This window comes from Micromonospora musae (assembly GCF_003626635.1).
In the GTDB taxonomy this organism is placed as follows: domain Bacteria; phylum Actinomycetota; class Actinomycetes; order Mycobacteriales; family Micromonosporaceae; genus Micromonospora; species Micromonospora musae.
In genome coordinates this window covers 98627-125152 of sequence record NZ_RAZT01000005.1, presented here as the reverse complement: position 1 = coordinate 125152, position 26526 = coordinate 98627, and the positions used below count along the sequence as shown (strand labels likewise).

At 72.7% G+C, this 26526-nt stretch carries 24 protein-coding genes; 11 read left to right on the top strand and 13 right to left on the bottom strand.

Going from position 1 to position 26526, the window contains the following annotated elements; translation table 11 throughout:
* Nucleotides 1-14: 14 nt before the first annotated feature.
* Nucleotides 15-1118 (bottom strand): threonine aldolase family protein, encoded by a 1104-nt coding sequence (locus tag D7044_RS11385; protein WP_120688827.1) that lies wholly within the window; start codon nt 1116-1118, stop codon nt 15-17.
* Nucleotides 1119-1304: 186 nt separating this feature from the next.
* On the opposite strand from D7044_RS11385, the gene D7044_RS11380 reads away from it, so the two are divergent.
* On the top strand, nt 1305-2117 hold the full coding sequence (locus tag D7044_RS11380; RefSeq protein ID WP_158609981.1) for an alpha/beta fold hydrolase: 813 nt from the start codon (nt 1305-1307) through the stop codon (nt 2115-2117).
* A 39-nt stretch (nt 2118-2156) separates the two neighbouring features.
* Here the strand turns inward: D7044_RS11380 and ychF are convergent, their stop codons facing one another.
* The 4 genes from ychF to D7044_RS11360 all read right to left on the bottom strand — a co-directional run bounded on the left by ychF (nt 2157) and on the right by D7044_RS11360 (nt 5103).
* A complete protein-coding gene (gene ychF, locus D7044_RS11375) occupies nt 2157-3242 on the bottom strand; it encodes a redox-regulated ATPase YchF (RefSeq protein ID WP_120679130.1) in 1086 nt (361 codons plus the stop codon).
* Between the two features lie 23 nt (nt 3243-3265).
* On the bottom strand, nt 3266-4000 hold the full coding sequence (locus D7044_RS11370) for a Type 1 glutamine amidotransferase-like domain-containing protein (RefSeq protein ID WP_120688825.1): 735 nt from the start codon (nt 3998-4000) through the stop codon (nt 3266-3268).
* Nucleotides 4001-4084: 84 nt separating this feature from the next.
* Nucleotides 4085-4597 carry a hypothetical protein gene (locus D7044_RS11365; RefSeq protein WP_233563198.1) on the bottom strand — a complete coding sequence of 171 codons (513 nt, stop codon included), beginning with the start codon at nt 4595-4597 and terminating at the stop codon, nt 4085-4087.
* 113 nt (nt 4598-4710) lie between these two features.
* The gene (locus D7044_RS11360) at nt 4711-5103 is read right to left on the bottom strand and encodes a winged helix-turn-helix transcriptional regulator (RefSeq protein ID WP_199716577.1); all 393 of its coding nucleotides are present in this window, start codon (nt 5101-5103) and stop codon (nt 4711-4713) included.
* Nucleotides 5104-5169: 66 nt separating this feature from the next.
* Here D7044_RS11360 and D7044_RS11355 point away from each other — a divergent pair, with 66 nt between their 5' ends.
* The 4 genes from D7044_RS11355 (at nt 5170) to D7044_RS11340 (ending at nt 9560) form a co-directional block, all read left to right on the top strand.
* Nucleotides 5170-6069 carry an LLM class flavin-dependent oxidoreductase gene (locus tag D7044_RS11355; protein ID WP_120688824.1) on the top strand — a complete coding sequence of 300 codons (900 nt, stop codon included), beginning with the start codon at nt 5170-5172 and terminating at the stop codon, nt 6067-6069.
* Nucleotides 6066-7394 carry an FAD-binding oxidoreductase gene (locus D7044_RS11350; protein WP_120688823.1) on the top strand — a complete coding sequence of 443 codons (1329 nt, stop codon included), beginning with the start codon at nt 6066-6068 and terminating at the stop codon, nt 7392-7394. Before D7044_RS11355 ends, D7044_RS11350 begins: the two co-directional genes overlap by 4 nt.
* A 136-nt stretch (nt 7395-7530) precedes the next feature.
* Entirely contained in the window at nt 7531-9051 is a 1521-nt protein-coding gene (locus D7044_RS11345; protein WP_120688924.1) for a DNA-3-methyladenine glycosylase 2 family protein, read from the top strand.
* The gene (locus D7044_RS11340; RefSeq protein ID WP_120688822.1) at nt 9048-9560 is read left to right on the top strand and encodes a methylated-DNA--[protein]-cysteine S-methyltransferase; all 513 of its coding nucleotides are present in this window, start codon (nt 9048-9050) and stop codon (nt 9558-9560) included. Before D7044_RS11345 ends, D7044_RS11340 begins: the two co-directional genes overlap by 4 nt.
* A 38-nt stretch (nt 9561-9598) precedes the next feature.
* On the opposite strand, the gene D7044_RS11335 is transcribed toward D7044_RS11340, so the two are convergent.
* On the bottom strand, nt 9599-10246 hold the full coding sequence (locus tag D7044_RS11335) for a nitroreductase family protein (RefSeq protein WP_120688821.1): 648 nt from the start codon (nt 10244-10246) through the stop codon (nt 9599-9601).
* 71 nt (nt 10247-10317) lie between these two features.
* Here D7044_RS11335 and valS point away from each other — a divergent pair, with 71 nt between their 5' ends.
* Nucleotides 10318-12930 carry a valine--tRNA ligase gene (gene valS, locus D7044_RS11330; protein ID WP_120688820.1) on the top strand — a complete coding sequence of 871 codons (2613 nt, stop codon included), beginning with the start codon at nt 10318-10320 and terminating at the stop codon, nt 12928-12930.
* Nucleotides 12931-13054: 124 nt separating this feature from the next.
* On the opposite strand, the gene D7044_RS11325 is transcribed toward valS, so the two are convergent.
* The 5 genes from D7044_RS11325 to D7044_RS11305 form a co-directional block, all read right to left on the bottom strand.
* Nucleotides 13055-13702 (bottom strand): hypothetical protein, encoded by a 648-nt coding sequence (locus tag D7044_RS11325; RefSeq protein ID WP_233564950.1) that lies wholly within the window; start codon nt 13700-13702, stop codon nt 13055-13057.
* Between the two features lie 127 nt (nt 13703-13829).
* The gene (locus D7044_RS11320; protein ID WP_120679113.1) at nt 13830-14540 is read right to left on the bottom strand and encodes an ABC transporter permease; all 711 of its coding nucleotides are present in this window, start codon (nt 14538-14540) and stop codon (nt 13830-13832) included.
* A 1-nt stretch (nt 14541) separates the two neighbouring features.
* Nucleotides 14542-15501 carry an ABC transporter ATP-binding protein gene (locus D7044_RS11315; protein ID WP_120679111.1) on the bottom strand — a complete coding sequence of 320 codons (960 nt, stop codon included), beginning with the start codon at nt 15499-15501 and terminating at the stop codon, nt 14542-14544.
* The gene (locus D7044_RS11310; RefSeq protein ID WP_120688818.1) at nt 15498-16388 is read right to left on the bottom strand and encodes an ABC transporter permease; all 891 of its coding nucleotides are present in this window, start codon (nt 16386-16388) and stop codon (nt 15498-15500) included. The genes D7044_RS11315 and D7044_RS11310 overlap by 4 nt, the downstream gene beginning before the upstream one ends.
* A complete protein-coding gene (locus D7044_RS11305; protein ID WP_120679826.1) occupies nt 16381-17295 on the bottom strand; it encodes an ABC transporter ATP-binding protein in 915 nt (304 codons plus the stop codon). Before D7044_RS11305 ends, D7044_RS11310 begins: the two co-directional genes overlap by 8 nt.
* Nucleotides 17296-17493: 198 nt before the next feature.
* Between D7044_RS11305 and D7044_RS11300 the strand changes: the two genes are divergently transcribed.
* The 4 genes from D7044_RS11300 (at nt 17494) to galT (ending at nt 22856) form a co-directional block, all read left to right on the top strand.
* Nucleotides 17494-19050: a glycosyltransferase family 2 protein gene (locus D7044_RS11300; RefSeq protein ID WP_233564949.1), complete on the top strand. Its 1557-nt coding sequence runs from the start codon at nt 17494-17496 to the stop codon at nt 19048-19050.
* Between the two features lie 116 nt (nt 19051-19166).
* Nucleotides 19167-20696, top strand: a complete 1530-nt coding sequence (cysC, locus tag D7044_RS11295; protein WP_120688817.1) for an adenylyl-sulfate kinase — start codon at nt 19167-19169, stop codon at nt 20694-20696.
* Nucleotides 20697-20976: 280 nt separating this feature from the next.
* A complete protein-coding gene (locus D7044_RS11290; protein WP_120688816.1) occupies nt 20977-21783 on the top strand; it encodes a DeoR/GlpR family DNA-binding transcription regulator in 807 nt (268 codons plus the stop codon).
* Nucleotides 21780-22856 (top strand): galactose-1-phosphate uridylyltransferase, encoded by a 1077-nt coding sequence (galT, locus tag D7044_RS11285; RefSeq protein WP_120679101.1) that lies wholly within the window; start codon nt 21780-21782, stop codon nt 22854-22856. Before D7044_RS11290 ends, galT begins: the two co-directional genes overlap by 4 nt.
* A gap of 293 nt (nt 22857-23149) precedes the next feature.
* Here galT and D7044_RS11280 read toward each other — a convergent pair whose 3' ends face one another.
* Nucleotides 23150-24367 (bottom strand): NADP-dependent isocitrate dehydrogenase, encoded by a 1218-nt coding sequence (locus D7044_RS11280; protein WP_120679099.1) that lies wholly within the window; start codon nt 24365-24367, stop codon nt 23150-23152.
* A gap of 133 nt (nt 24368-24500) precedes the next feature.
* On the opposite strand from D7044_RS11280, the gene D7044_RS11275 reads away from it, so the two are divergent.
* Nucleotides 24501-25307 carry an MBL fold metallo-hydrolase gene (locus D7044_RS11275; protein ID WP_120688815.1) on the top strand — a complete coding sequence of 269 codons (807 nt, stop codon included), beginning with the start codon at nt 24501-24503 and terminating at the stop codon, nt 25305-25307.
* Between the two features lie 198 nt (nt 25308-25505).
* Here the strand turns inward: D7044_RS11275 and mdh are convergent, their stop codons facing one another.
* Complete coding sequence (mdh, locus tag D7044_RS11270) at nt 25506-26456, bottom strand: malate dehydrogenase (RefSeq protein ID WP_120679096.1); 951 nt, start codon at nt 26454-26456, stop codon at nt 25506-25508.
* Between the last annotated feature and the right edge of the window lie 70 nt (nt 26457-26526).

Sequence of the window (26526 nt, the reverse complement as noted above, 5' to 3'; positions counted from 1 at the left end):
CACCGGCGGACCGGTCAGTCCCGCAGCGCGCCGGCGACGTGCAGGAACCGTTCACCGACCTCGACGATTTCCTCGGCGCTCCACTCGAGGCCGGGCGCGGCGACGGTGACCTCGGTCCTCGACACGCCCGGCACCTCGGTCTCCTGCCAGCCGGCCACGAACCACACCTTCTCCTTCTCGGCGAGCGCCAGCGCCGCCTCGTTGAGCGCCTGCGCCGGATGGGGCAGCCAGAGCCGGAACTGGTGCGTGTGCGGTGGGTCCGGATACACCCGCGCCCCGGGCAGCGCGGCGAGGGCCGCGGCGACCGTCCGGGCGTGCCGCACGTACTCGGGGAGGCGCGGCAGCACCCGGTCGAGGCCGGCGAGGGCGCTGAGGGCGGCAGGCCACTGCTGGAACACCTGCCCGCCGTAGCGGTGCCGCCAGACCCGGGCGTAATCCGCGAGCTCGGTGCTGCCGGCGAGCGCGCCGCCGCTGATGCCACCGAGCGACTTGTAGAACGAGACGTAGGTGCTGTCGGCGAGGCCCGCGATCTCGCCGAGGGTGTGCCCCAGGTAGGGCGTGGACTCCCAGATCCGGGCGCCGTCGAAGTGCACGCGCGCGCCGACGGCACGCGCCGCGGCGGACACGGCCACGAGCTCGTCCCAGGAGGGGAGCACGAAGCCGGCGTCACGCAGCGGAAGCTCGATGACCACGGTGCTCACCGACTCGACGAGCGCGCTGATCTCCTCGGCGGTGGGGTTGCGGGGCGCGGTCGTCGGCCAGGTGCTGCGCAAGCCGCTCAGCTGGGCGTAGGCGTGCCGCTCGTGTACCTCCTGATGCCCGAGCGGGTGGAGGGCCGCCGTGCGATGCCCGCTGCGGTCGGCGCCGTAGCGCAGGGCGACCTGCTGGGCCATCGTTCCCGTGGGGAAGAAGACGGCGGCCTCGGTGCCGAGAAGCTCCGCCACCCGCTCCTCCAGCGCGGCCACCGGTCCGTCGCCGTAGTAGTCGGGCTGACCGTCCAGGTCCGCGCCCGCACCCAGTTCGGCGAGGTGCTCCCGCATGGTCGCCGGCCGGGCGCCGGAGAGGATTCGGTCGGAGGCGGCCTGGGCGGCCAGCCGGCGCTGCCTTGTGTCGTGCATCGGCAGATCGTCGCAGACGGCCCTGGGTGGCGCTCGGGGCACCGCCGTTACGGCAGCGCCGGCGCTCCGGGCAGCCGGCTGTCGTACTCCCCTTGATCCGCGACGGTTGGCGGCACATGATGCGTGACACTCGGCCGAGTGCCGATGGAGGCGACCGGCGGTTTCCTGCTGGAGGCGAGGAGCGACATGGATTTCGCACTGCCGGACAGTCGGATCCTGGGCTGGGCGGAGTACGGCGATCCGGCCGGGGTGCCCGTGGTGTACCTGCACGGCACGCCCGGTTCTCGGCTCAGCCGCCCGGACGACGCCGCGTTGGCGGACGTTCGCCTGATAACCGTGGACCGGCCTGGATACGGCCGGTCCACACCTCTCCGGCGGCCAACGCTTCTCGGCGTCACCGATGCGGTCGGTGCGCTGATGGCCTCGCTGGAAATCGAGCGGTTCGGAGTGGTCGGGTTCTCCGGTGGCGCACCGTACGCCGTGGCCTGTGGTGCCCGGTTCCCGCAACGTCTGACCGGCGTCGTCGCCGCCGGATTCACCGGTCCGTACCGGGAGCTGCAGACGGTACGCGGCCGACAGCGGCTGCAAGCGTGGACGATTCGCAACATCCCGGGACTCGGTCGCTCCTACGTGACCCGGGCTGCCGCCTGGTACGCCGAAGACCCCCTCAAACAGCACCGAGAACTGCTTGCGACCGGCCAGGACACCTGGCTGCAGCCGAGTGGGGAGTCCAACCTCGAAGGCGCCCGCCAGGGAGCCGCCGGCCTGGTCGGCGATTGGCTGGCGACGGACATTCGTCCGTGGGGATTCCACCTCCGAGACGTGCCCTGCCGCGTCCTCGTCTGGGCTGGTCGACACGACCCCGGCAGAGCTGTCGCCGACGCGCCACTGATCGCCGCCCGGATGCCCGACGCCGAGGTCCGCATCGGTGAGGACGCCGCCCACACACCGTCTCCGGCCCACTGGCGGGAGATGCTGACGTGGGTCAGGGGTGGCTAGGAGCCGGCAGGCGTACGGCGTGCGGTAGGGCCTGGAAGTTCAGACGTTGAAGCGGAACTCGACGACGTCGCCGTCCTGCATGACGTACTCCTTGCCCTCGATCCGGACCTTGCCGGCCGCCTTGGCGGCGGACATGCTCCCGGCCCCGACGAGGTCGCCGTAGGAGACCACCTCGGCCTTGATGAAGCCGCGCTGGAAGTCGGAGTGGATGACCCCGGCGGCCTCCGGCGCGGTCGCGCCGATCGGGACGGTCCAGGCCCGCGCCTCCTTGGGGCCGGCCGTGAGGTACGTCTGGAGCCCGAGCGTGCGGAATCCGACCCGGACCAGCTGGTCCAGGCCCGGCTCGTTCTGCCCGATCGACTCCAGCAGCTCGCGGGCCTCGTCCTCCGGCAGGTCCACCAGCTCCGACTCGATCTTGGCGTCCATGAAGATCGCCTCGGCCGGGGCGACGAGCGCGCGCAGTTCGTCGAGGAACTCCGCGTTGCCGAGCTCGGCCTCGTCGACGTTGAAGACGTAGAGGAACGGCTTCGTGGTGAGCAGGTGCAGCTCACGCAGGTGCTCCAGCTCGATGCCCGCGTCAGTGGCGCCCGCGTAGAGGGTGACGCCCGTGTCCAGCAGCTCGACGGCCTTCTTCGCGGCGGTCAGGGCGGCGGCGCGGTCCTTGCGGAGCTTGGCCTCCTTCTCCAGCCGCGGCACCGCCTTCTCCAGCGTCTGGATGTCGGCGAGGATCAGCTCGGTGTTGATCGTCTCGATGTCGTCGGACGGGGACACCTTGCCGTCGACGTGCACCACGTTCGGGTCGGAGAAGGCCCGGACGACCTGGCAGATGGCCGAGGCGTCCCGGATGTTCGCCAGGAAGGCGTTGCCCCGGCCCTGCCCCTTCGAGGCACCGCGGACCAGGCCCGCGATGTCGACGAACGACACCGGCGCGGGCAGCACCTTCTGCGAGGTGAAGATCTCGGCGAGCTTGTGCAGCCGCTCGTCCGGCAGCCCGACAACGCCGACGTTGGGCTCGATCGTGGCGAACGGGTAGTTCGCCGCGAGCACGTCGTTCTTGGTCAGCGCATTGAACAGGGTGCTCTTGCCGACGTTGGGCAGGCCGACGATGCCGATGGTGAGACTCACGACGAGCCAGCTTACCCGTGGCCTCAGCCGAGCAGGCGCGGGGCGATGACGGTTTCCCGGACCGTGCCGTCCTCGGCCCGGCTGACCTCGTACGCCGAGACGCCCTCCCGGTCGGCGACGGCCTCGACGAGCTGGTCGCCCCGGTAAACGAGGCCGACGCCGTCGTCCGTGCAGTGGGAGGTGGGCAGCGTGCCGTCGCCGACCAGCCGGTGCATCAGCGGCCGACGCTGCTCCTCACTGTCGTAGTGCACCCCGTTGCCGTACGGCAGCCAGCCCAACCCGTCGGTGAACGCGCGCAGCTGCGGCCCGAAGCTGTCGGTGGCCCCGCCCACGTGCCAGCAGATCGAACCGGCCGACACCCCGGCCAGGACCACCCCGGCCTGCCAGCACTCGTGCAGGATCTCGTCGAGGCCGTGCACCCGCCAGACCGCGAGGAGGTTCGCCACGCTGCCGCCGCCGACCCAGATGACGTCCTGGGCGAGCAGGTGGGCGCGGATGTCGTCGACGTTCGGCATCGGGAAGAGCGCCAGGTGCGACATGCGGAACCGGGTGCCCGCGAACGCCCCGTACAGGGCGGTGAAGCTGGTGGGCTGGTCGCCGACCGCCTGCCCCAGGTAGCAGATGCGCGGTTCCGGGCCGGCCTGCGCCAGCTCGGCCCCGAGCTCGAAGATCGGTCCGGGCCGCAGATCGTACGTTCCGCGCTTACGGCTGAAGAAACCCATGCTGGTGGCGAGGATGGTCGGTTCGCTGGCGGGCACGATCGTCCTTCCGTCGAGGGCAGCCACCGATCATCCTGCCCCAGTGGCCGCCATCCTCGCCCGGCGGGCGTCGCGCCCCGGCGCTCAGGAGGCGCGTCGCTGGCGGGGCACGAGCGCCGTCGACCCGCCGGTGGGGCACCCGGCGAGGGTCAGCTCGGCGGCGGGCAGCTGCCCGGGCGCCAGCTCGCGGGCCGCCGCCAGCGGAAGGGTGAACCGGGCCTCGGCCGCCGGGCCGGCGACCCGTGACTCGCGCAGCATCCAGCGCACCTCGTCGGCCGTCCAGCCGAGGCGGGACCGCCCGGCGATCTCCCGGACGAGGCGCAGGCCGGGCCCGGTGTCGTCGTCGTAGAAGCGCATGCACCAGTGGTGCGCCCACATGCCGAGCGCCCGCAGCCCGTCCTCGTCGAGTGACCGGGCCAGCCGGCCGCAGGCGGTGTCGACGAAGGGCACACCGAGCTCACCGGCACGGTCGCGCTCGATGGCGCCGACGGCTGCGGGGGCGACGGCCCGCATCCGGCGATAGAAGCCCTGCAGGACGGCCCGGTCCAACGGAGGGAGCTCACTCCGCGTCGCTTCCGGACCCGCCACGCTCGCCATCGCCGCACCCCTTCTTGAGTTGGTGGCCGGACCGTACCCGCCACTACCGACACTTTCGACGGCGGGTGCGTAACCGCCCAGACGGGACGGGACGCCGACCGGACAACGGGTGGTCAACCGGCCGCCCCCGCTCCCGCCCGCGCCCGGCCGCGCGGTGTGAGCCGGCGTCGATGGCTCCAGTCGACAAGCGGCTGGAGCAGCGACATCAGCTCCTGGCCGTCGGTGGTGGGGGCGTAGCGGATCTGGACCGGGGAGGACGGGATCACCGTTCGCTCGATCAAGCCGTCGGACTCGAGTTCCTTGAGGCGCTGGGCGAGCAGCCGGTCGGAGATGCCGATCACGGCGGCCCGGTACTCACCGAACCGGCGCGCTCCCCGCACGCCGGCGAGCAGGATCGCCCCGGTCCACCGCCGGCCGACCAGCTCGAGCGAGTCCTGGAAGACCCGGCAGCCGGTGTCGTCGATGTGTTGGTAGTGCCGCAGAGCGGCGATCTCGGCGCTTGTCACTTACCAAATGTTAGTAGCTAACCTCGGGTTTGCCCACTCCGGCGCCCCGGCCCCACGCTTGGCCCCATGACCGATTACCACCAGCCGATCACCTTCGGCGTGAGCCTCGATCCGTCGGGCGAGAAACTACCCGAAACACGACAACTGGCCCGGGCGGCCGACGCGAGCGGCCTCGCATACCTGGCCGTACAGGACCACGCCTACCAGCCCGGACACTTCGACACCTGGACACTGATCAGCCACCTCGCGGCCGAGACCGACCGGATCTCGTTCCTCACCGACGTGGCCGACCTGCAGCTGCGCCCACCGACCATGCTCGCCAAGGCGGGCGCGTCGCTGAGCGTGCTCACCGGTGGCCGGATCGTCCTCGGCGTCGGCAGCGGCCCCAGCTCGGACGCCGTGGCGGCCATGGGTGGACCCCGCCGCAGCGGCGCGGAGACCATCACGTACACCGCCGAGGGGCTGCAGATCATGCGCCGGGCGCTGGCCGGGGAGACCGTCCGGCACCTCGGCGAGCAGCACACCGTCGAGGGGTACCAGGCCGGCCCCGTGCCGCCCCAGCCCGTGCCGCTCTGGCTGGGCGGCCAGCGGCCCCGCATGCTGACCGTCGCCGGCCGGTACGCCGACGGCTGGATCTCCCCACTCAACATCTACGTACCGCCGGCCGAGGTGCCGGCCCGGCAGCAGATCATCGACGATGCCGCGCGCGCCGCCGGCCGGGACCCGGCGCGGATCCGTCGGGTCTACAACGTCATCGGCGCGATCGGCCCGCGCGGGGGCGGCACCGGCCTCGTCGGCGACGTCCGGCTCTGGGTCGACACGTTGACCCGGTGGGCGGTCGACCTCGGCTTCGACACGTTCGTCTTCTGGCCGATCGCGTCGCCACTCGCACAGCTGCGGGTCTTCGCCGAGCAGGTGGTCCCGGGCGTCCTGGAGCAGGTACGCGAGATCAGGGAGCAGCGATGACCACCCTTCCCGACTCGTTGAAGGGCAAGCTCGTCACCCCCGGCGACGGCCGGTACGCGACGCTGCGCTCGACGTACACGACGCGGCACTCCCCCGCCGGGGTCCTGCTGCCGCGCACGCCCCAGCAGGTGGTCGACGCCGTCCGGTACGCCCGGGACCGCGGCCTGCCCGTCGCCGTACGCAGCGGCGGTCACGGCCTCGCGGGCACCTCGTCCAACGACGGCGGCCTGGTGATCGACCTCTCCGGCCTGAACCGGGTCGACGTGCTCGACGAACGGTCCCGGCTGGTCCGGGTCGAGGCGGGCGCGCGCTGGGCCACGGTGGCGAAGACACTGGCCCCCTACGGCCTGGCGATCAGCTCGGGCGACCACGGCAACGTGGGGGTGGGCGGGCTCGCCACCGGCGGCGGCGTCGGCTGGCTGGTCCGCCGGTTCGGGCTCACGATCGACCGGGTCAGGGCGGTGGAGGTGGTGCTCGCGGACGGGACGCTGATCCGCGCCGACGCCGAGCACGAGCCCGAACTGTTCTGGGTCGTTCGCGGCGCCGGGGCCGGGGTCGGCGTCGTGGTGGCGTTCGAGATCGAGGCGGAGGAGATCCGTAACGTCGGGCTGGCGCAGCTCGCCGTCGAGGCCACCCCGGACGGCGCGCCGGTGCGGCAGTGGGCGGAGTACCTGGCGCAGGCGCCCCGGGAGCTGAGCAGCGCCGCCGTGCTCCTCCCGTACGGGCGTACCACGGTCATGCAGATCACCGCGGTGGTCGCCGCCGAGAGCCTGCGCCGGGCGCGCCCGCTCATCGAACCGCTGCTCGCCATCGGCAGACTGCTCGACCACCGCACCGACCTGGTGCCCTACCCCGCCCTGGTCCCGACCAGTCACCTGCACGCGAACGTCGGACAGCAGCCGAGCCTGAGCACGAACAGCCTGCTCACCATGGACGACGCCGCCGCCCGGGCGATCACGCGGGCGGCGGGCGGGCCGCAGCGGGCGCTGGTGCAGCTGCGATCGGTGGGCGGTGCGGTCAACGACGTCCTCCCGACGGCGACCGCCTACCCGCACCGGCATCAGGACACCCTGGCCGTCGGCTCGGTCTTCCCGCCGCAGGGCGGCGCCGCGCTGGACGCCGCCTGGCGGGGCATCGCCGCGCGCTCCGACGGGGCGTACGTCAACTTCGAGAGCCGGCCGGACCGGGCGGCCTTCGACCGGATCTACCCGGGCGAGACCGGACGGCGGGTGGCGGAGCTGTGGCGGCGGTACGACCCGGACGGCGTCTTCCGCCCCGCGCTGCTCGGTGCGGCGCGCGGCCGCGTTGGCGACCGGAGGCGCTGACGACGGGGCACGGCTCAGTCGGGTGGGCGGCCGGAGGCGTTGACGACGGGGCCGGGAGCGGCGCGGCCGGGCGGTGGCACGCCCACGTCCGATTCCCGCCAGCCGGCACCCCGTCGACGGGGGCATCATCGGTGTCGTGGAGTTGGACTTCGAGCGGTGCTACCGGGCGGTCGACAGCCGTGACCAGCGGTTCGACGGCTGGTTCTACACCGGCGTGACGTCGACCGGGATCTACTGCCGGCCGTCCTGCCCGGCCACCACGCCGAAGCGGCAGAACGTCCGCTTCTTTCCGTCCGCGGCGGCGGCACAGGGGGCGGGGCTGCGAGCCTGCCGCCGCTGCCGGCCGGACGCCGCCCCCGGCTCACCGCAGTGGGACGTACGCGCCGACGTGGTCGGCCGGGCCATGCGGCTGATCGCGGACGGAGTGGTGGACCGGGAGGGGGTGCCCGGGTTGGCCACCCGGCTCGGCTACACCGAGCGGCACCTGCACCGGATGCTGCACGCCGAGGTCGGGGCGGGACCGCTCGCGCTGGCGCGGGCCCAGCGGGCGCAGACCGCCCGGATCCTGATCGAGACGACCGGGCTCGGCATGGCCGAGGTCGCGTTCGCGGCCGGGTTCGGCAGCGTACGGCAGTTCAACGACACGGTCCGGGAGGTCTACGGCGTACCGCCGAGCGAGCTGCGCCGGGCGCGCGGCGGGCGGCGGGTCGCGGGCGGCGCGGGAACGATCACGCTCCGGCTCGCCTACCGCCCGCCGCTGCACGCCACCGCGTTGCTGGACTTCCTCGCACTGCGCGCGCTACCCGGAGTGGAGGAGGTCCGGGACGGCACGTACCGCCGGGGGCTGCGGCTGCCGCACGGCACGGGTGAGGCGGCGTTGACCCCGGCGGACGGTCACGTGTCGGCGGTGCTGCGGCTGAGCGACATGCGTGACCTGGCCCCGGCGGTGGCCCGCTGCCGCCGCCTGCTCGACCTGGACGCCGATCCGGGAGCCGTGGACGGCACGCTCGGCGCGGATCCGGCGTTCGCCGCCGCGGTCGCGGCCGAGCCGGGCATCCGGCTGCCCCGCGCGGTGGACGGCTTCGAGATGGCGGTACGCGCGATCGTCGGCCAGCAGGTCTCGGTGACCTCCGCCCGCACCACGCTGACCCGCCTCCTGGCCCCCACCGTCCCCTCCCCCTCACCCGACCTTGTTGATCATGAGGTTGACGACGGAGTGGATCTCCGAAACGCCCGTCAACCTCATGATCACCGGGCCGACGGCGGACCGGAGCGGGGGTTGCGCGGGTTCCCCAGCGCGGCGGAGATCGCCGGGTTGGACGACTCGGCGTTCCGGATGCCGGCCACTCGACGCGAGACGATCCGGGGCCTGGCCCGGGCGGTGGCCGAGGGCGACCTGGAGCTCGCACCCGGCGGGGACCGGGCCGAGATCGTTCGCCGGCTGGTCGCGCTCCCCGGCATCGGCCCCTGGACCGCCGGGTACGTCGCGATGCGCGCGCTCGGCGATCCGGACGTCCTGCTCCCCACCGACCTGGCCGTCCGGCGCGGCGCGGCCGCGCTCGGCCTGCCCGACGACCCGAAGACCCTCGCCGCGTACGCGGACCGCTGGCGGCCCTGGCGGTCGTACGCGGTGATCAGACTCTGGAGAGCGGTATGACGACAGTAGACAGTTCGGTGCTGACCACCCCGGCCGGCCCGCTGAGCATCGTGGCCGGCCCCGACGGGGCGGTCCGGGCGGCCGGCTTCACCGACGACCCGGAGGCCCTGCTGCCACTGGTGCACCCGACGCTACGGGCGCCCCTGCGGCACCGGGCCGACCTGGGGCCGGTCACCGCAGCCGTCCGTTCCTACCTCGACGGTGACCTGACCGCGATCGACTCGGTGCCGGTCGAGCAGCGCACCGAGGGCGCGTTCCTGGCGCACGCCTGGCAGGTGCTGCGCGACGTCAAGCCGGGCGAGCCGGTCACGTACACGGCGTTCGCCGGGCTCGCCGGGCGACCGCCGGCCGTACGCGCCGCCGCCGCAGCCTGCGCCCGCAACGCGGTAGCGCTCTTCGTGCCCTGCCACCGGGTGCTGCGTACCGACGGGACGCTCGGCGGCTACCGCTGGGGGCTCGACGTGAAGCGGTGGCTGCTCGGTCATGAGCGGCCGACGGCGGTGAGCTGACCCCGGCCGGGGCACGCGACCGCGCCGACCGGCGGCGATCACCAGCGGTCGACGTGCAGCACCTCGTCCAGCGGCTGCCGGGTCGCCGGCCGGAAGCTCTCGCCGGTGTACCAGGCGGTCGGGATCAGCGCCGCCTGGCGTACCTCCTCCGGGAGGCCGAGCAGCTCGGCCACCTCCGCCTCGTAGACCAGGTGCAGGGTGGTCCAGGCGGTGCCGAGGCCACGCGCCCGCGCGGCGAGCATGTAGCTCCACACCGCGGGCAGCAGCGACCCCCAGAGCCCGGCCTGGTTGCCCGCGGCGAGTTCGCCACCGCCGGGCAACCGCAGGCACGGCAGGAGCAGCACCGGCACCTGGCCCATCCGGTCACCGAGCCACGCCACGCTCTCGGCCACCCGGCGCTGCGCCGCCGACCGGGCCGGGTCGTCGGCGAAGAGGCGACCCGCCGAGGACTCCGAGTCGAGGTACGCCTGCACCGCCCGCTGGTAGAGCAGCCCGATCTCGGCCCGCAGCATCGGATCGGTGACCAGCACGAAGTGCCATCCCTGCCGGTTGGAGCCGCTGGGTGCCTGGAGCGCGATCTCCAGGCACTCCCGGACCAGTTCCATCGGCACCGGCCGGGTCAGGTCCAACCGGCGGCGGACCGTACGGGTGGTGGTGAGCAGCTCGTCGGGGCTCAGCGGAGGCATTGGCACGAATTGCATCGTGTCACGCCGTAAACCGCGTGGTCCGGCCGTTGGGGGCTGCCTACGATCGCAGGATGACTGATACGGCGAGGACGGCCCGTGCCGGCGTCCCCGAACGTCCGACCCTGGACGGCATCGAGGAGACGTGGGCACGCCGCTGGCAGGAGGAGGGCACGTACGCGTTCGACCGGAGAAGGACCGTTCCGGTAGGCGGCACGGCGTCGGATACGCCGAGCCTCACCGGTCGCCGGGAGGACGTGTACTCCATCGACACCCCGCCGCCCACCGTATCGGGCGAGCTGCACATGGGACACGTCTTCTCGTACACGCACACCGACACGGTCGCCCGCTTCCAGCGGATGCGGGGCAAGTCCGTGTTCTACCCGATGGGCTGGGACGACAACGGCCTGCCCACCGAGCGCCGGGTGCAGAACGTCTACGGCGTGCGCTGCGACCCCGAGCTGCCGTACGACCCGGCCTGGCGGCCGCCCGCCACCCCGATCAGCGACGAGGCCCGGAAGAACCCGACCCCGATCTCCCGGCGCAGCTTCATCGAACTCTGCGAACGACTCACCGTCGCCGACGAGCAGGTCTTCGAGGCGCTCTGGCGGCGGCTCGGGCTCTCGGTGGACTGGTCGTTGACGTACACCACCATCGGTCGGGTGGCGCGGGCCACCAGCCAGCGGGCGTTCCTGCGCAACCTGGCCCGGGGCGAGGCGTACCAGGCGGAGGCGCCGACGCTCTGGGACGTCGGTTTCGCCACCGCGGTCGCCCAGGCGGAGCTGGAGGACCGGGAGCGCCCCGGGGCGTACCACCGGCTGCGGTTCACCGGTCCGGGCGGGCGCGAGGTGCTGATCGACACGACCCGGCCGGAGCTCCTGCCGGCCTGTGTGGCGCTGGTCTGCCATCCGGACGACGAGCGGTACGCCGACCTGGTGGGCGCCACCGCGCGGAGCCCGCTCTTCGGGGTCGAGGTGCCGGTGCACGCCCACTCGCTCGCCGACCCGGCCAAGGGCACCGGCATGGTGATGGTCTGCACGTTCGGTGACCTCACCGACGTGACCTGGTGGCGCGACCTGCAACTCGACACCCGGGTGGTGATCGGGCGCGACGGCCGGTTGCTGCCGGAGCCGCCGGCCGGCGTGCCGGCGCAGCCGTACGCGGCGCTGGCCGGGCAGACCGTCAACGGCGCCCGCCGCGAGATCGTCGGGATGCTCGCCGACGCGGGTGACCTGATCGGCGAGCCACGCGACATCACCCACCCGGTGAAGTTCTACGAGCGCGGCGACCGGCCGCTGGAGATCGTCTCCACCCGACAGTGGTACCTGCGCAACGGCGGACGCGATCCGCAGCTACGCGAGGAGCTGCTCGCCCGGGGCCGGGAGCTGCACTGGGTGCCGGAGCACATGCGGCACCGCTACGACCACTGGGTGGGTGGGCTGACCGGCGACTGGCTGGTCAGCCGGCAGCGCTTCTTCGGGGTGCCGGTGCCGGTGTGGTACCGGCTCGACGACGCTGGCGAGCCGGACTGGTCCCAGCCTCTCACGCCGGAGGAGTCCGCGCTGCCGGTCGACCCGTCCACCGACACCCCGGCCGGGTACGACGAGTCCCAGCGCGGCCGGCCGGGCGGATTCACCGGCGACCCCGACGTCCTCGACACCTGGGCCACCTCGTCGCTCAGCCCGCAGATCGTCGGCGGCTGGGAGATTGATCCCGACCTGTTCGCCCAGGTCTTCCCGATGGACCTGCGCCCGCAGGGGCACGACATCATCCGTACCTGGCTCTTCTCCACCATCGTCCGCTCGCATCTGGAGCACGGCGTGCTCCCCTGGCGGGACGCGGAGCTCTCCGGCTGGATCCTCGACCCGGACCGGAAGAAGATGTCCAAGTCCAAGGGGAACGTGGTGACCCCGATGGCGCTGCTGGAGCAGAACGGCTCGGACGCGGTGCGGTACTGGGCGGCCAACGGCAAGCCCGGCATGGACCTGGCGTACGACGCGGCCCAGATCAAGATCGGCCGCCGGTTGGCGACCAAGGTGCTCAACGCGTCGAAGTTCGCCCTCGGGCTGGGCGCCGCCGACGCGCTGCGCGCCGCCGCCACCGAGCCGCTGGACCGGGCCATGCTCGCCGAGCTCACCGACGTGGTCACCGCCGCGACGACCGCCTTCGAGTCGTACGACCACACCGCCGCCCTGCTGGCCGTGGAGTCGTTCTTCTGGCGCTTCTGCGACGACTACATCGAACTGGTCAAGGAGCGCGCCTACGGCACCGGGTCGGCCTCCGACTCGGCCCGGGCGGCGCTGGCCACCGCCCTCTCCGTGCAGTTGCGGCTCTTCGCCCCGGTGCTGCCCTTCGTCACCGAGGAGGTGTGGTCCTGGTGGCGGTACGGCTCGGTGCACCGGGCGCCGTGGCCGACGACGTACGAGGTGGGCCGGGCGATCGAGGGCGAGGGCGATCCGGAGCTGCTCCGGCTCGCCGGAGAGGCGCTCAGTCAGGTGCGGCGGGCCAAGTCGGAGCGGAAACTCTCGATGAAGGCGGAGGTGCCGCTCGCCGAGGCGCTCGGTCCGGCCGCGCTGCTGGAGAAGCTCACCCTGGTCTCCGACGACCTACGGTCGGCCGGCCGGATCGGCAAGCTGGACCTCCTCCCCGACCGGACGACGGAGCTGGTGATCGCCTCCGCCTTCTGACCCGTCCCCGCCTTCTGACCCGTCCCCGCACTTTCACGGAAAGAGTGGCCATTCGCGCGCGGAAGGCCACTCTTTCCGTGAACGAGTTCCCGAGCGGCGACGGGTGGTGGGCGGGGCCGGGGGGTTACCAGCCGCGGAGGAAGCGGAGGCCGAGCAGGAAGGCGACTACGGCCGGGCCGACCAGCAGGGTGATCGCCTGGAGCCGGTACGGCATCCGGTGCCGGGTCAGCTCGACCGCGTTGCCGAGCACGATCACGCCGGCCAGCATCAGGTACGCGCCCCACCAGTCGGTGTCGCCGAAGTCCACGACGCCGGCGCGGATCAGCTGGAAGGTCGCACCGAGCAGCGCCCCGGTCAGCGCGAGCAGCGCCACGGCCCGGTGCAGTCCCCGGGCCAGCGGATGCGCCGGGCGCCACAGGTAGGTGCCGGCGACCGCCAGACACGGCACCATGATCATGACGGGCCAGCCACGTCCCATGACGCCGAACATGAGCAGCGCGCCGGTGGCGAAGACCAGCGCGCCGGCGCAGGCCACCACGTACCCGGCGAAGGCCCGGCCGCCGCCCCGCGCCAGCAGCGGGCCGCCACAGGCCGCGATCAGCGCGCCCGGGATCAGCACGAACCCCGCCCACCAGTTGAAGTGCCCGCTGCTGCGGGCGATCGTGGTGATCGCCGCCGCGGCCAACCCGGCCACCGCGAGACTCACCAGCCAGTGCCGCCCCGCACTCGCGCCGGGTCGCCCCACCATGACCTGTCCCACTTCTGCGCTCACAGGTCAAGCCTCGCCGACCGGGCAGGCCCGGTCCATCCGGCCAGCCCTACCTTGAGCTGACCGGTTAGCCGGGGGCCCCTGCCGCGCGTACCGCGTCGACAGGGGCCCACCCACGAACAGGCGACGCTCAGCTCGTCTCGCCCGCCACGCTGAACGAGCGCAGCCGGTCGATCGCCAGGACGGTGAAGCCGACGCTGAACAGGGCCGTCATCACCGCCGCCACCGGCACCGAGACGGTGGTCTCCAGCAGCCCGGTCGGGGCCAGCCGGTCGGCGAGGGCGATCACGTACTGCTGGATCGACAGGACCTTGGTGCCGCTCACGAAGTTGCCGAGCAGCCCCTCCCAGATCAGCACGTAGACCAGGCCGAGCAGCACCGGCCGCCGGGTGACCAGGCTGAGCGCCAGGAAGAGCGCCGAGTACGCCAGCGCGCCGAGGCACGCGGCGACGACGAGCGCCAGGCCGAGGCGTACCGAGTGGGCGAGCACGCCCGCGACGTAGATCGGCACGGCGACGGTGACCGCGGTGACCCCGGTCGCCACCGCGAGCTTCGGCAGCACGATCTGCCAGCGCGGAAGCGGCTTCGTGAGGATGTGCACCACGGTGCCGTCGTCGATCTCCGCGCCGAGCACGCCGGTGCCGACGATCAGCGCGACCACCGGCAGCACCACGGCCAACCCGAGGCCGACCAGCACCGGCGGCCCCCACTCGCCCGGATCCACCCCGAGCGAACGGGAGAGCACGGCGAGCAGCACCAGCACCACCGGGAGCGGGAAGAGCATCAGGAACCGGCGGCGGCCGAAGAGGCCCCGGGCGGTGATCCAGGAAACGGTCGACATCTCAGGCCTCCACCAGGTAGGAGAAGACGCTCTCCAGGGACTCGTCCTCGGGCACCAGCTGCTGGACCCGGATGCCCTTCGCCAGGGCGATCCGGGGCAGCGCCCGGGTGAAGGCGCCGTAGTCACCGGCCCGCACTGTCAGGCCGGTCCGGCCCAGCTCGACCCCGGTGACCGACGGCTCGGCCATCAGCGCCACGGCGAGCGCCCGGTCGTCGGCGGAGCGCACCGCGAAGACGTGCGGCCGGTTGGTCATCAGCCGGCGGATCGTACGGAAGTCGCCGGAGGCGGCGAGCCGGCCGGCGACCATCACCTGGACGGTGCCGGAGACCTGCTCGACCTCCTCCAGGATGTGCGAGCTGAACAGGATGGTCCGGCCGGCGCCGCCGAGGCGGTGCAGCAGCTCCATCATGTGCAGCCGCTGACGCGGGTCCATTCCGTTGAACGGCTCGTCGAGCAGCAGCACCTGCGGGTCGTGCACCAGCGCGGCGGCCACCCGGGTCCGCTGCCGCATGCCCTTCGAGTAGGTGCCGATCCGCCGGTTCTGCGCGTCCTCCATCTCGACCAGCGCGATCGCCCGGCGGGCCGCCCCCTTCGGATCGGGCAGCCGGTGCAGCTTCGCGCTGGCCAGCACGAACTCGTACGCGGTGAGGAAGCTGTGCACCGCCTCCCGTTCGCTCACCAGCCCGAGCCGGCGGTAGACCTCGGGATTGCGCCAGGTCGGCGCGCCGTCGAGGGCGACCGTGCCGCGCGACGGGGCCAGGAAGCCGGCCATCATGTGCAGCAGGGTGGTCTTGCCCGCGCCGTTCGGCCCGAGCAGCCCGGTGACGCCCGGGCCGAGTCGCATGGAGACGTCGTTGACGGCGACCACGTTGCCGTACCAGCGGGAGACCCCGGCGAGGTCCAGCGTGCTGGCGGCGACGGTCGGGGCTCCGGCCACGGTGGCGGGGCTCGTCGTGGTCATCGGGTGGCCACCTTCCGGTAGCGGGCGAGCAACAGGGTGACGCAGCCGGCGATGAGCAGCACGGCGGCGACCGCGTACACCGGGCCGAAGTCGCCGATCAGCGAGTGGGTCGCCTCGGCCGCGTCGCCGGTGATCAGCAGGTCGCCGAGCGACCACGCACCGACCCCCTGCACCAGCGTGGACGGGGAGGCGAGACCGGCCAGCTCGTTCAGCGTCTGGGAGGGCATGATCGACAGGGTGCCGACGATCGGCGTGGTCATCAGGAAGACGGCTACGACCCCACCGGCGGCGAACGCCCGCTTGCCGGTGAGCGAGGCGACCAGCAGCCCGATCGAGGCGAAGACGGCCGCCCAGAGCCCGGCGTAGAGCAGGCCCGGCAGCAGGTCGAGCAGCTCGTTCCAGACCCCGTTCATACCGTCGCCGGTGGTGAACGCGGCACCGAGGAACATCACCAGCTGCGGCGCGCCGAGCAGCAGCCAGAGCGCGGTGATCATCGCCAGCAGCTTGGCCAGTGGGTAGTCCGACCGGGGCATCGGCCGGGAGAAGTACAGCGGCAGCACCCCGCTGCGCAGATCCCGGGAGACCAGCTCCGGGGCGACCACCGCGGCGAAGAAGATGACCAGCCAGCTCATGTTGTCGGCGAACTGGGCGTACGTCATGACGACCTCGCCGATCTGGCTGCGCACCGCGGTGACGCCGGCGGCCACCACCGTGACGATGGCGACCACCAGCCACGGGAAGATCTTGGCCTTCGCGCTCCGGCCCAGCCCGAATGCCGTACGCAGCCCGTGCAGGTAGAGCGCGCCGAAGACCTGCCGGCGGCCCAGCCTCGGACCGGTGTAGCGCTGGTAGCCGATGTCGTGGATGACGCCGGTCGGCTCAGACATGGCTGGGCTCCCTCGTGGCGAAGAGTTCGGCCACCCGGTGCCGGCGCTGGTCGAGCCGGTGCAACGGCAGGTCCAGCTCGGCGACCGCGCCGAGGATCAGATCGTAGGTGGCGTCGTCGGCGAGCGGTACGAGCAGCAGCCGCCCGTCCCGGGTCACCGGCAGCTGCAGCGCGGAGAGCCGCGCGGCGAGATCGTCGGTGCCTTCGCTGACCTCCACGGCGAGCACGTCGGTGCTCGTCGTCATGGCCGAGATGTGGTCGGCCCGCAGCAGCCGTCCGCCGTCGATGGCGATCAGCGTGTCGCAGATCCGTTCCACCTCGCCGAGCAGGTGGGAGCAGACCAGCACGGAGATGCCGAACTCGGTGCCGATCCGGTGCACCAGGGCGAGCATGGCGTCCCGGCCGGCCGGGTCGAGGCCGTTGGTCGGCTCGTCGAGCAGCAGCAGGTCGGGGTCGTGCACCAGCGCCTGGGCGAGCTTCACCCGTTGCTTCATGCCGGTGGAGTAGCCGCCGACCGGGCGGTAGCGCTCCTCGTAGAGCCCGACGTGCCGCAGCGCCTCGGAGGCCCGTTCCCGGGCGACCGTACGCGGCAGGCCGCTGATCCGCCCGAGGTGGGTGACCAGTTCGGCGGCGGTGAGGTCCGGCGGGAGCGCCTCGTGTTCCGGCATGTAGCCGACCCGGGCGCGGACGGCCGCGGAGTCGGTGGTCGGGTCCAGGCCCAGCACCTGCACCCGGCCGCTGGTCGGCGTGAGCAGGCCCAGCAGGATCTTGATCAGGGTCGACTTGCCGGCGCCGTTCGCGCCGACCAACCCGATGATCCCCGGCTCGACCGCCACGGTGAGGTCGGCCAACGCCGTGACCACACCCCCGTACGTCTTGGTCAGCGACTCGGTCGCGATCAGTGTCACGCAGCCCAGCGTAGGCAGGAGCGGCGCGTCGTGGGGCCCGCCGCGCCCCCGGTCCACCCCTGATCCTCCCCCCGCCCGCCCCCTAAGGAGACCGGACATGAGGGAACCTTGGAAGGAGCGAGGGAGTCCCATGCACGGTGGTATCGATTCCGGTCGGACCGGTCACCGATCCGGCACGCAGAGGCAGCTGGGAGAAAGATGATCGACGGCACGAGCGAGTCCCCGAAGGTGAGCGTCGTGGTGCCCGCCTACAACAGCGGCCCGCACATCGAGAAGCTCGTCGACTCGCTGCTGCGGCAGTCGATGCCGGCGTCGCAGTTCGAGGCCGTCTTCGTCGATGACGGGTCGACCGACGGGACACCGGCTCGGCTGGACGCGCTGGCGGCCGCCCACCCGCACCTGCGGGTCGTGCACATCGAGAACTCGGGATGGCCGTCACGGCCCCGCAACGTCGGGGTCGCCCACGCCCGGGGCGAGTACGTGATGTTCGTCGACGACGACGACTGGCTCGGCGACGAGGCCCTCGAGCGGATGTACGGCTACGGCGCCACGCACGGCGCCGACGTGGTGATCGGCCGGATGGCGGGCCACGGGGGCCGAGGCGTTCCGCGCGAGCTGTTCCGGCGCAACCGGGCCGACGCGACCCTGGCGAACTCGCCGCTGATCGACAGCCTGACCTGCCACAAGATGTTCCGCCGAGGGTTCCTCGACGAGCACGAGCTGCGTTTCCCCGAAGGGTGGCCACGGCGCCTGGAGGACCACCGCATGGTGGTGCGGGCGTACCTGCTGTCGAAGCGGACGTGCGTGCTCTCCGACTACACCTGCTACCACCACAACCGCCGCGACGACAGCGGGAACGTGACCGCCGGCCGACTGGACCCCCAGGAGTACTTCACCGCGCTGCGGGAGACCCTGGACGTCGTCGACGCGCACGTGGAGCCCGGCCCGCTGCGTGACCGGCTGCACCGACGCTGGTTGCGGCACCAGATGCTCGACCGGCTGCGCGGACGGCGGCTGCTGGAGGCGCCTGCGGAGTGGGCGGACCAGGTGGCCGCGCAGGTCCGGGACATCATCCGGGAGCGGTTCGCCGCGGGAGTGGCCGCCGGGCTGCCACCGATGTACCGCATCCTGGCCCACCTCGCCGAGCGGGACCGGTTGGCGGATCTGCGCCGGCTCGCCGAGTGGGAGAGGACGCTGCGCGCGGCGGCCCGGACCGAAGGCCACGCCCTCGCCGGTTCGACCCTGACCCTCACCGTCGCAGCCTGGTTGGAGTCCGGCGACGGGCCCGTCGCCGTCGGCCGCGACGGCGACCGGGACCTGCTCGTGCTGCCGGTGGCGGACGTCCCCGCGGAGCTGCGCGACGTGACGACGGCCCTCGTCGCGGGCCGGGTCGATGTCGTGGCCCGTCACCAGGAGGGCGGCGACGAGGTCTTCCTGCCGGTGACCTCGACGGTCGAGCGGGTGGTAGGGCCGGACGGGACCGCACACGCCGTCCACCGCGGGACGGTCACCGTGGACTACCGGACGGTCAACGCCGGCCGCACGGCCGGCACCTGGCGACTCAAGGCGCGGGTGACGAGCCTGGCCCGGACGCAGGACGTCCGCCTGCCGCTGTTGATCCAGTGCGAGGCCGACGGGGCGGCGCCGCGGGTCGTGGACGAGACCGCGTTCCTCTTCCGACTGCGCCAGGTGGTCCGCCGCCGCGTACCGGCCGGCCTGCTCGCCCGCCCCTCGCCCCGGGGCCGACGCGGCTGACCGGCGCTCGCCGGCGCGGCGGCCGGGTGCCCGCTGAGGCTCCCTCGTGGAGTGGCACCCTCGACCGATCGCCGCTCTGCTGCGAAACTGTGTGCCGATCAGCGAGTGGGGGTGTGATGAGCAACGGGTGGGTGCTGCCCGACGAGGTGCTCCGCGACGCGCCGGCGTACACGCCGCGCCCGGGGGAGCTGGCCGACCTTGAGCTGCTGCTGACCGGGGCGTACGCCCCGCTCACCGGCTTCATGACGCGCGCCGACCTGGTCTCCGTCAGTCGCCGGGCCCGGCTCGCCGACGGCACCCCGTGGCAGGTCGCGGTGACCCTCCAGGTGCCGACGGCGCTCGCCCAGGGGCTCGATCCACGGGACCCGGCCCGGCGGGCGCTGGTGCTCACCGACGGCGAGGGCGCTCCGGTGGCCGCGCTGGAGGTGGCCGACGCGTGGCCGGTCCGCGACGGAGTCGCCGGGGTCGGGGGCACCCTGCGCCGGCTGGGCGACGGCGGCCACGGGCCGTTCCAGCGGCTGCGCCGCACCCCGGAGGAGGTGCGGGCGCTGCTGCCCCCCGGCCGGGTGCTCGGGGTGATCGCCGATCGTCCACTACACCGGCCGCAGCTCGCCCAGATCGCGCACGCCACCCGCACCCTCGGCGCGCACCTGCTCGTGCTGATACCTGTCGGCGAGGACGGGACCGGCGGGCTGCCGCCCGAGTCGCTGGTACGCGCCGTCTTCGCCGCCCGGGACCGGATGCCACCGGCCACTCTGGTCACCGTGCCGCTCTCCCGACGCCGCGACGAGATCAGCGACGCCCTGCTGCGGGCCCGGGTCTCCGCCGCGTACGGCGTGACCCACCTGCTCTCCACCGGCGAGATGCTCTCCGGCGCCGGGCTGCGGGTGCTGGTGCCGCGCGAGCTGGCCTACGACAGTCGGGACGGGCAGTGGCGCTGGCGGGAGGACATCCCCCCGCGCAACCGGCGGCTGGCGCTGACCCAGGCGGAGATCGACGATCTGCTGGACCGGGGGTTCCCGCTGCCCGAGTGGCACACCCCGCCCGCGGTCGCCAGGGAGCTGGCCCGGGCCCGCCCGCCGCGCCGCCACCGTGGGCTCGTGGTCTTCCTGACCGGGCTCTCCGGCTCGGGCAAGTCGACCATCGCCCGGGGGCTCTCGGACGCCCTGCGCGAGGGTGGTGAGCGTACGGTCACCCTGCTCGACGGTGACGTGGCCCGCCGGGAGCTCTCGGCGGGGCTCGGGTTCAGCAAGGCCGACCGGGATTCGAACGTACGCCGGATCGGCTGGGTCGCCTCCGAGATCGCCCGGCATCGGGGGGTCGCCATCTGCTGCCCGATCGCCCCGTACGCGGCGGCCCGGGCAACCGCCCGGGAGATGGCGCTCGCGGCCGGGGCGGGGTTCGTACTGGTGCACGTCGCCACCCCGCTGGAGGTCTGCGAACGGCGGGACCGCAAGGGCCTGTACGCCCGGGCGCGCGCCGGCCTGCTCACCGGGATGACCGGCGTCGACGACCCGTACGAGGAGCCGACCGACGCCGACCTGGTGCTGGACACGAGCGATCTGGCCGTGGACGAGGCGGTCCAGGCGGTGCTGCACCACCTCACCGAGACCGGCTGGGTCGAACCGAAGCTGCCACCGCTCTGAGCCCGCGTCCCGGCTGGGCGCGGTGTGGCTCAGTGCGCCGCGGCTCGGGGCGTTTCCGTGCGGCGCGGCTCGGTGCGGCGCGGTGCGCCCGGCGGGCGGCTGACCCGCTCGGTGCGTCCGGCCGGCGGACCTGATCACGCAGGTGCCGACGGTGGCGGGCCGCCGTCCGGCCGCTGGACCCACCCCGCTTCCACCGGTTCCGGCCACGCGCTAATGTTCATTCTTGTTGGAACTCGTTTGACCACGTGAGAGTGCCGGAAATGGCCGGGAGGTGCGGCGGATGCTGGCGCAGCAACGGCAGGCGACCATCCTGGAGCGGGTCCGCGCGGCGGGCGGCGTACGCGTCAGCGAACTGGCCACCGAGTTCGGTGTCTCGGACATGACCATCCGGCGTGACCTGGAGTCGCTGCACGAGCGCGGCCTGCTGGCCAAGGTGCACGGCGGCGCGACGGTGGCCGGGCCGGGCTCGACCGACGAACCGGGCTTCCGGGCGAAGTCGGTCCGACAGCCGGCCGAGAAGGCGGCCATCGCCGACCGGGCGGCCCAGCTGGTCCGCCCGGGTGCGGCGATCGCGCTCTCCGCCGGCACCACCACCGCCGAGCTCGCCCGCCGGCTGCTGGACGTGCCCGGGCTGACCGTGGTGACCAACTCGCTCCCGGTGGCCGAGATCATGCACGCCGGCGGACGCCCGGACCAGACGGTGGTGCTCACCGGCGGGGTGCGTACCCCGTCCGACGCGCTGGTCGGGCCGCTGGCCGTGCAGGCGGTCCGATCGCTGCACCTGGACCTGCTCTTCCTCGGTGTGCACGGAATCAGCGAGCGGGCCGGATTCACCACGCCCAACCTCATGGAGGCGGACACCGACCGCGCCCTGGTCGCGTCCGCCGACCGGCTGGTGGTGCTCGCCGACCACTCCAAGTGGGGGACGGTCGGCATCTCCTCGATCGTCGAACTGTCGGCCGCGCACGTGCTGGTCAGCGACGAGGGATTGTCGTCCGAGGCGCGGCGGGTGCTCGGCGAACGCGTGGGCGAACTGGTGATGGTGACGGCGACGGGCACGCCGACGAACAGAGGGGCGGCGGAGTGAAGCGCACCGAGATGCGGCTGGCCGACGGCCGGGAACTGATCTACTTCGACGAGCGGGACGACGCCGTCCGCGACCAGCCGGACCGGCGGGAGCTGCCACCTCCGCCGCCCGCGTCCCAACTGCGTTACGACCCACTGACCGACGAGTGGGTGGCGGTCGCCGTGCACCGGCAGACCCGCACCTTCCTGCCGCCGGCGAACGAGTGCCCGCTCGACCCGTCGGTGGGTGACCGGCTCACCGAGATCCCGGCGCCCGACTACGACGTGGTGGTCTTCGAGAACCGGTTTCCGTCCCTGAGCGGCCGGGCCGCCGACACGCCCGGAGAGATCACGCCGTTCACGCCGGTCCGGCCGGGGCTCGGCCGCTGCGAGGTGGTCTGCTACACCTCCGACCACGACGCCTCGTTCGCGAGCCTCTCCCCCACCCGGGTCCGTACGGTGCTCGAGGCGCTCGCCGACCGGACCGTGGCCCTCGGCGAGCTGCCCGGTGTGGAGCAGGTGTTCTGCTTCGAGAACCGGGGGGTGGAGATCGGCGTGACCCTGCATCACCCGCACGGTCAGATCTACGCGTACCCGTTCGTCACGCCGCGGACCCGGACGATGCTCGCCGCCGCGCGCCGGCACACCGAGCGCACCGGCGGCGGCAACCTCTACGCCGACCTGCTCGCCGCCGAGCGGGCCGCCGGCGAGCGGGTGGTCCTGGCCAACGAGCACTGGACGGCGTACGTCCCGGCGGCCGCCCGCTGGCCGTTCGAGGTGCACGTGGCCCCGAACCGGCCGGTGCCGGACATCCCCGCGCTCGACGACGCCGAGCGGGACGCCTTCGGGCCGCTCTACCTGGACCTGCTGCGCCGCTTCGACGGGCTCTTCGACATGCCCATGCCCTACATCGCGGCCTGGCACCAGGCGCCGGTGCGGATCGACCGTGAACTCGGCCACCTGCACCTGCAGCTGTTCAGCATCCGCCGGGCGAAGGACAAGCTGAAGTATCTGGCCGGTGCGGAATCCGGCATGGGCACCTTCATCAACGACGTCGCACCGGAGCGCGCCGCCGAACTCCTCCGCGCCGCCTGAACACCGCCGCCGCGGCGGGTGCGCGCCAGTGAAGCTCCCCGAACAGGGCGCGGGGGGCCCGGGACAGGGCCCCCCGCAGGGAAGGGACGGCTGGCTGTGCACGACAGCCGGGAAGGCTGGCTGATCGGCACTCGTGCCGCGCGGTCACCACGGCCAACCTTCCAGGACGCGACTGGCATCTCGTCCACCCTGGTCAACGAGGCGCGCCGAGCGGAGTGACGGAAAATCACTCCTCCGGGTACGACGAAGCCCGCCGGCGCGCTGCCGGCGGGCTTCGTCGTTGCTGATCGAGATCAGGCGGCGAGCTTGCGCGCCAGGTTCTCGTCGAGCGCGTTCATGAACTCGTCGGTGGTCAGCCACGGGGCGTCGCGCGAGATCAGCAGCGCGAGGTCCTTGGTCATCTGGCCGCCCTCGACGGTGTCGACGATGACCTGCTCCAGCGTGTTGGCGAACTCGGTGACCGCCGGGGTGCCGTCCAGCTTGCCCCGGTGGGCCAGGCCCCGGGTCCAGGCGTAGATCGACGCGATCGGGTTGGTCGAGGTCTTCTCGCCCTTCTGGTACTGCCGGTAGTGCCGGGTGACAGTGCCGTGGGCGGCCTCGGCCTCGACGGTGCGGCCGTCCGGGGAGAGCAGCACCGAGGTCATCAGGCCGAGCGAGCCGAAGCCCTGCGCGACGGTGTCGGACTGCACGTCACCGTCGTAGTTCTTGCAGGCCCAGACGTAGCCGCCCTCCCACTTGAGCGCGGCGGCGACCATGTCGTCGATCAGCCGGTGCTCGTAGGTGAGGCCAGCGGCGTCGAACTCGGCCTTGAACTCGTTCTCGAAGACCTCGGCGAAGAGGTCCTTGAACCGGCCGTCGTACGCCTTCAGGATCGTGTTCTTCGTCGACAGGTAGACCGGGTAGTTGCGGTCCAGGCCGTAGCGGAAGGAGGCCCGCGCGAAGTCCCGGATCGACTCGTCGAAGTTGTACATGCCCATGGCGATACCGCCGCCGGCGAAGTTGGCGACCTCCATCTCGACCGGGGCGGAGCCGTCGGCCGGGGTGTAGGTGACGGTCACCTTGCCGGGGCCGGGCACCACGAAGTCGGTGGCCTTGTACTGGTCGCCGTGGGCGTGCCGGCCGATGATGATCGGCTTGGTCCAGCCGGGGACCAGGCGCGGCACGTTCGACATGATGATCGGCTCGCGGAAGACGACGCCGCCGAGGATGTTACGGATCGTGCCGTTCGGCGACCGCCACATCTTCTTGAGGCCGAACTCCTCCACCCGGGCCTCGTCCGGGGTGATCGTCGCGCACTTCACGCCGACGCCGTGCTCCTTGATGGCGTTGGCCGCATCGACGGTGACCTGGTCGTCGGTCTCGTCGCGGTGCTGGATCGACAGGTCGTAGTAGTGCAGGTCGACGTCGAGGTAGGGCAGGATCAGCTGCTCCCGGATCTGCTTCCAGATGATCCGGGTCATCTCGTCGCCGTCGAGCTCCACGACCGGGTTGTTTACCTTGATCTTCGCCATCGGCCGGCGCTCCTCTCGGGGGACACGTGCTCAAGCAGTACGAGCGTACTGGAAAGTTGCCGGCACCCCCCAGCCGGCCTCGGTGGAGGGAAAATCCACGACCGGCGCGGGAGATCAGTGGCATCATCGCCCGATGCCGCTGAGCCGCAGCCTCGGGTCTATCACGGTCACCGCGATCACCGACGGCGAGGGGCCGTTCTTCGAGCCCCGCACGGCGGCGTTCCCGGCCGCCACGGCGCGACAGTGGCGGGAGGCCGACCGGCGGGACCCGGCGGCGGTGACCCCCGACGGACGCTGGTGGCTGGGCTTCCGCTGCTTCGCGATCCGGGCCGGCGACGGACCGGTCACCCTGGTCGACGCCGGGATCGGGCCGGCCGACTCCCCCGCCGCGAGCTGGGCGCCCGTACCGGGTCGCCTCCCCACCGAACTCGCCGCCGCCGGCATCGACCCGGCCGACGTCCGCACGGTGGTGCTGACCCACCTGCACACCGACCACGTCGGCTGGGCGGTCACCGGCTCTCCCGGCACGCCGTACTTCCGCAACGCCACCTACCTGCTGCAGCGCGCCGAGGCAGCCGCCGTCGACCGGGTCAACCCGCAGCTGGAGGCCGGGCTGGTCGCGCCGTTGCGCGCCGCCGGCCAGCTGCGGGAGGTCGACGGCGAGGCCTCGATCGGGCCGGGCGTACGCCTCCTGCCGACGCCGGGGCATACGCCGGGACACCAGTGCGTGCTGCTGGACGGCCGGGAGGAGCGGCTACTGCTCACCGGCGACCTGCTGGTGCACGCCGTCCAGCTGGTCGACCCGGAGCTCGCGTACGCCCACGAGGCGGACCCGGACACGGCGCGAACCTCCCGCACGGCCCTGCTCCGCACCCTCGCCGAGGCCGGCCCCACGACCCTGGCCACCCCCCACCTCGGCACCCCCTTCCACCCCCTCTAACCCCCACCCCTCCCTCACGCCCGGCCCACCCGCCCCGCCGCGTTGATCAAGAGATTTGCGTCAGGATCCGGCGCCGGGACGACGCAAATCTCTTGATCAACGGGGGTGGCTGGGGTCGGAGGGGGTGGGATCAGGGGGTGGGGAGATGGCGGGAGGGGCGCGCCGTGTGCGGCGCGCCCCTCCCGGGTGGTGCTCAGGTCACATGTTGGAGATGTCGGCCTGCTTGGCGCGGACGGCCTCGGCGGCCTCCTTGAGGCTGGCCAGCTCGTCGGCGTCCAGGTCGGTCTCGACGACCTGCTTGACGCCCTCGGCGCCGATCTGGGCCTCCACGCCGAGGTAGACGCCGGAGATGCCGTACTGGCCGTCGACCCAGGCGCAGACCGGCATGACCTCGCCCGAGTCCTCGGCGACCGCCTTGGCCATCCGGGCGGCGGCGGCCGACGGCGCGTAGTACGCCGAACCGGTCTTGAGCAGCGCGACCACCTCGGCGCCACCGTTGCGGGTCCGGACGACGAGGTCCTCGATCTGCTCCGCGGGCATCACGTCACGCAGCGGCTTGCCGTTGACGGTGCTCTGCGAGGGCACCGGCACCATGGTGTCGCCGTGCGAGCCGAGGGTGAGGGTCTTCACCGACTTGACCGGCACGTTCAGCGCCTCGGCCACGAAGTTGCTGAACCGGGCGGTGTCGAGCATGCCGGCCTGGCCGAGCACGCGGTTACGCGGGAACTGGGTGGCGATCTGGGCCAGCGCGGTCATCTCGTCGAGCGGGTTGGAGACCACGATGACCACGGCGTTCGGTGCGTACTTCGCCACGTTCTCGGCGACCTGACGGACGATCTTGGCGTTCGTCTCGAGCAGGTCCATCCGGCTCATGCCCGGCTTGCGCGGCAGACCGGCGGTGATCACTACGACGTCGGAGCCCTCGATGGCGTCGTAGCCCTCACCGTTCTGGCCGGTGGTCACGCCGACCACCTTGGTCTCGAAACCCTCGACCGATCGCGACTGGTTCAGGTCCAGTGCGATGCCGGCAGGCTTGCCCTCGACGATGTCGGTGATAACGACGGTGTCGAAGATGTCGTACTCGGCCAGGCGCTGTGCGGTGGTGGAGCCGTAGAAGCCGGCGCCGACGACAGTGACCTTCTTACCCATGGTCGTCCCACTCCCTGATACCAGTCGGTTTTCCGGACCGTATCAGTCATCCTGGCACCGATCAGGCCAG

What these genes read in the sequence shown, in the direction of transcription:
- D7044_RS11385 (WP_120688827.1), bottom strand. Translation starts at nt 1,118, where the DNA reads ATGCACGACACAAGGCAGCGCCGGCTGGCCGCCCAGGCCGCCTCCGAC.
- D7044_RS11380 (WP_158609981.1), top strand. Translation starts at nt 1,305, where the DNA reads ATGGATTTCGCACTGCCGGACAGTCGGATCCTGGGCTGGGCGGAGTAC.
- D7044_RS11365 (WP_233563198.1), bottom strand. Translation starts at nt 4,597, where the DNA reads ATGGCGAGCGTGGCGGGTCCGGAAGCGACGCGGAGTGAGCTCCCTCCG.
- D7044_RS11355 (WP_120688824.1), top strand. Translation starts at nt 5,170, where the DNA reads ATGACCGATTACCACCAGCCGATCACCTTCGGCGTGAGCCTCGATCCG.
- D7044_RS11350 (WP_120688823.1), top strand. Translation starts at nt 6,066, where the DNA reads ATGACCACCCTTCCCGACTCGTTGAAGGGCAAGCTCGTCACCCCCGGC.
- D7044_RS11340 (WP_120688822.1), top strand. Translation starts at nt 9,048, where the DNA reads ATGACGACAGTAGACAGTTCGGTGCTGACCACCCCGGCCGGCCCGCTG.
- D7044_RS11335 (WP_120688821.1), bottom strand. Translation starts at nt 10,246, where the DNA reads ATGCCTCCGCTGAGCCCCGACGAGCTGCTCACCACCACCCGTACGGTC.
- valS (WP_120688820.1), top strand. Translation starts at nt 10,318, where the DNA reads ATGACTGATACGGCGAGGACGGCCCGTGCCGGCGTCCCCGAACGTCCG.
- D7044_RS11320 (WP_120679113.1), bottom strand. Translation starts at nt 14,540, where the DNA reads ATGTCGACCGTTTCCTGGATCACCGCCCGGGGCCTCTTCGGCCGCCGC.
- D7044_RS11315 (WP_120679111.1), bottom strand. Translation starts at nt 15,501, where the DNA reads ATGACCACGACGAGCCCCGCCACCGTGGCCGGAGCCCCGACCGTCGCC.
- D7044_RS11310 (WP_120688818.1), bottom strand. Translation starts at nt 16,388, where the DNA reads ATGTCTGAGCCGACCGGCGTCATCCACGACATCGGCTACCAGCGCTAC.
- D7044_RS11300 (WP_233564949.1), top strand. Translation starts at nt 17,494, where the DNA reads ATGATCGACGGCACGAGCGAGTCCCCGAAGGTGAGCGTCGTGGTGCCC.
- cysC (WP_120688817.1), top strand. Translation starts at nt 19,167, where the DNA reads ATGAGCAACGGGTGGGTGCTGCCCGACGAGGTGCTCCGCGACGCGCCG.
- D7044_RS11290 (WP_120688816.1), top strand. Translation starts at nt 20,977, where the DNA reads ATGCTGGCGCAGCAACGGCAGGCGACCATCCTGGAGCGGGTCCGCGCG.
- D7044_RS11280 (WP_120679099.1), bottom strand. Translation starts at nt 24,367, where the DNA reads ATGGCGAAGATCAAGGTAAACAACCCGGTCGTGGAGCTCGACGGCGAC.
- D7044_RS11275 (WP_120688815.1), top strand. Translation starts at nt 24,501, where the DNA reads ATGCCGCTGAGCCGCAGCCTCGGGTCTATCACGGTCACCGCGATCACC.
- mdh (WP_120679096.1), bottom strand. Translation starts at nt 26,456, where the DNA reads ATGGGTAAGAAGGTCACTGTCGTCGGCGCCGGCTTCTACGGCTCCACC.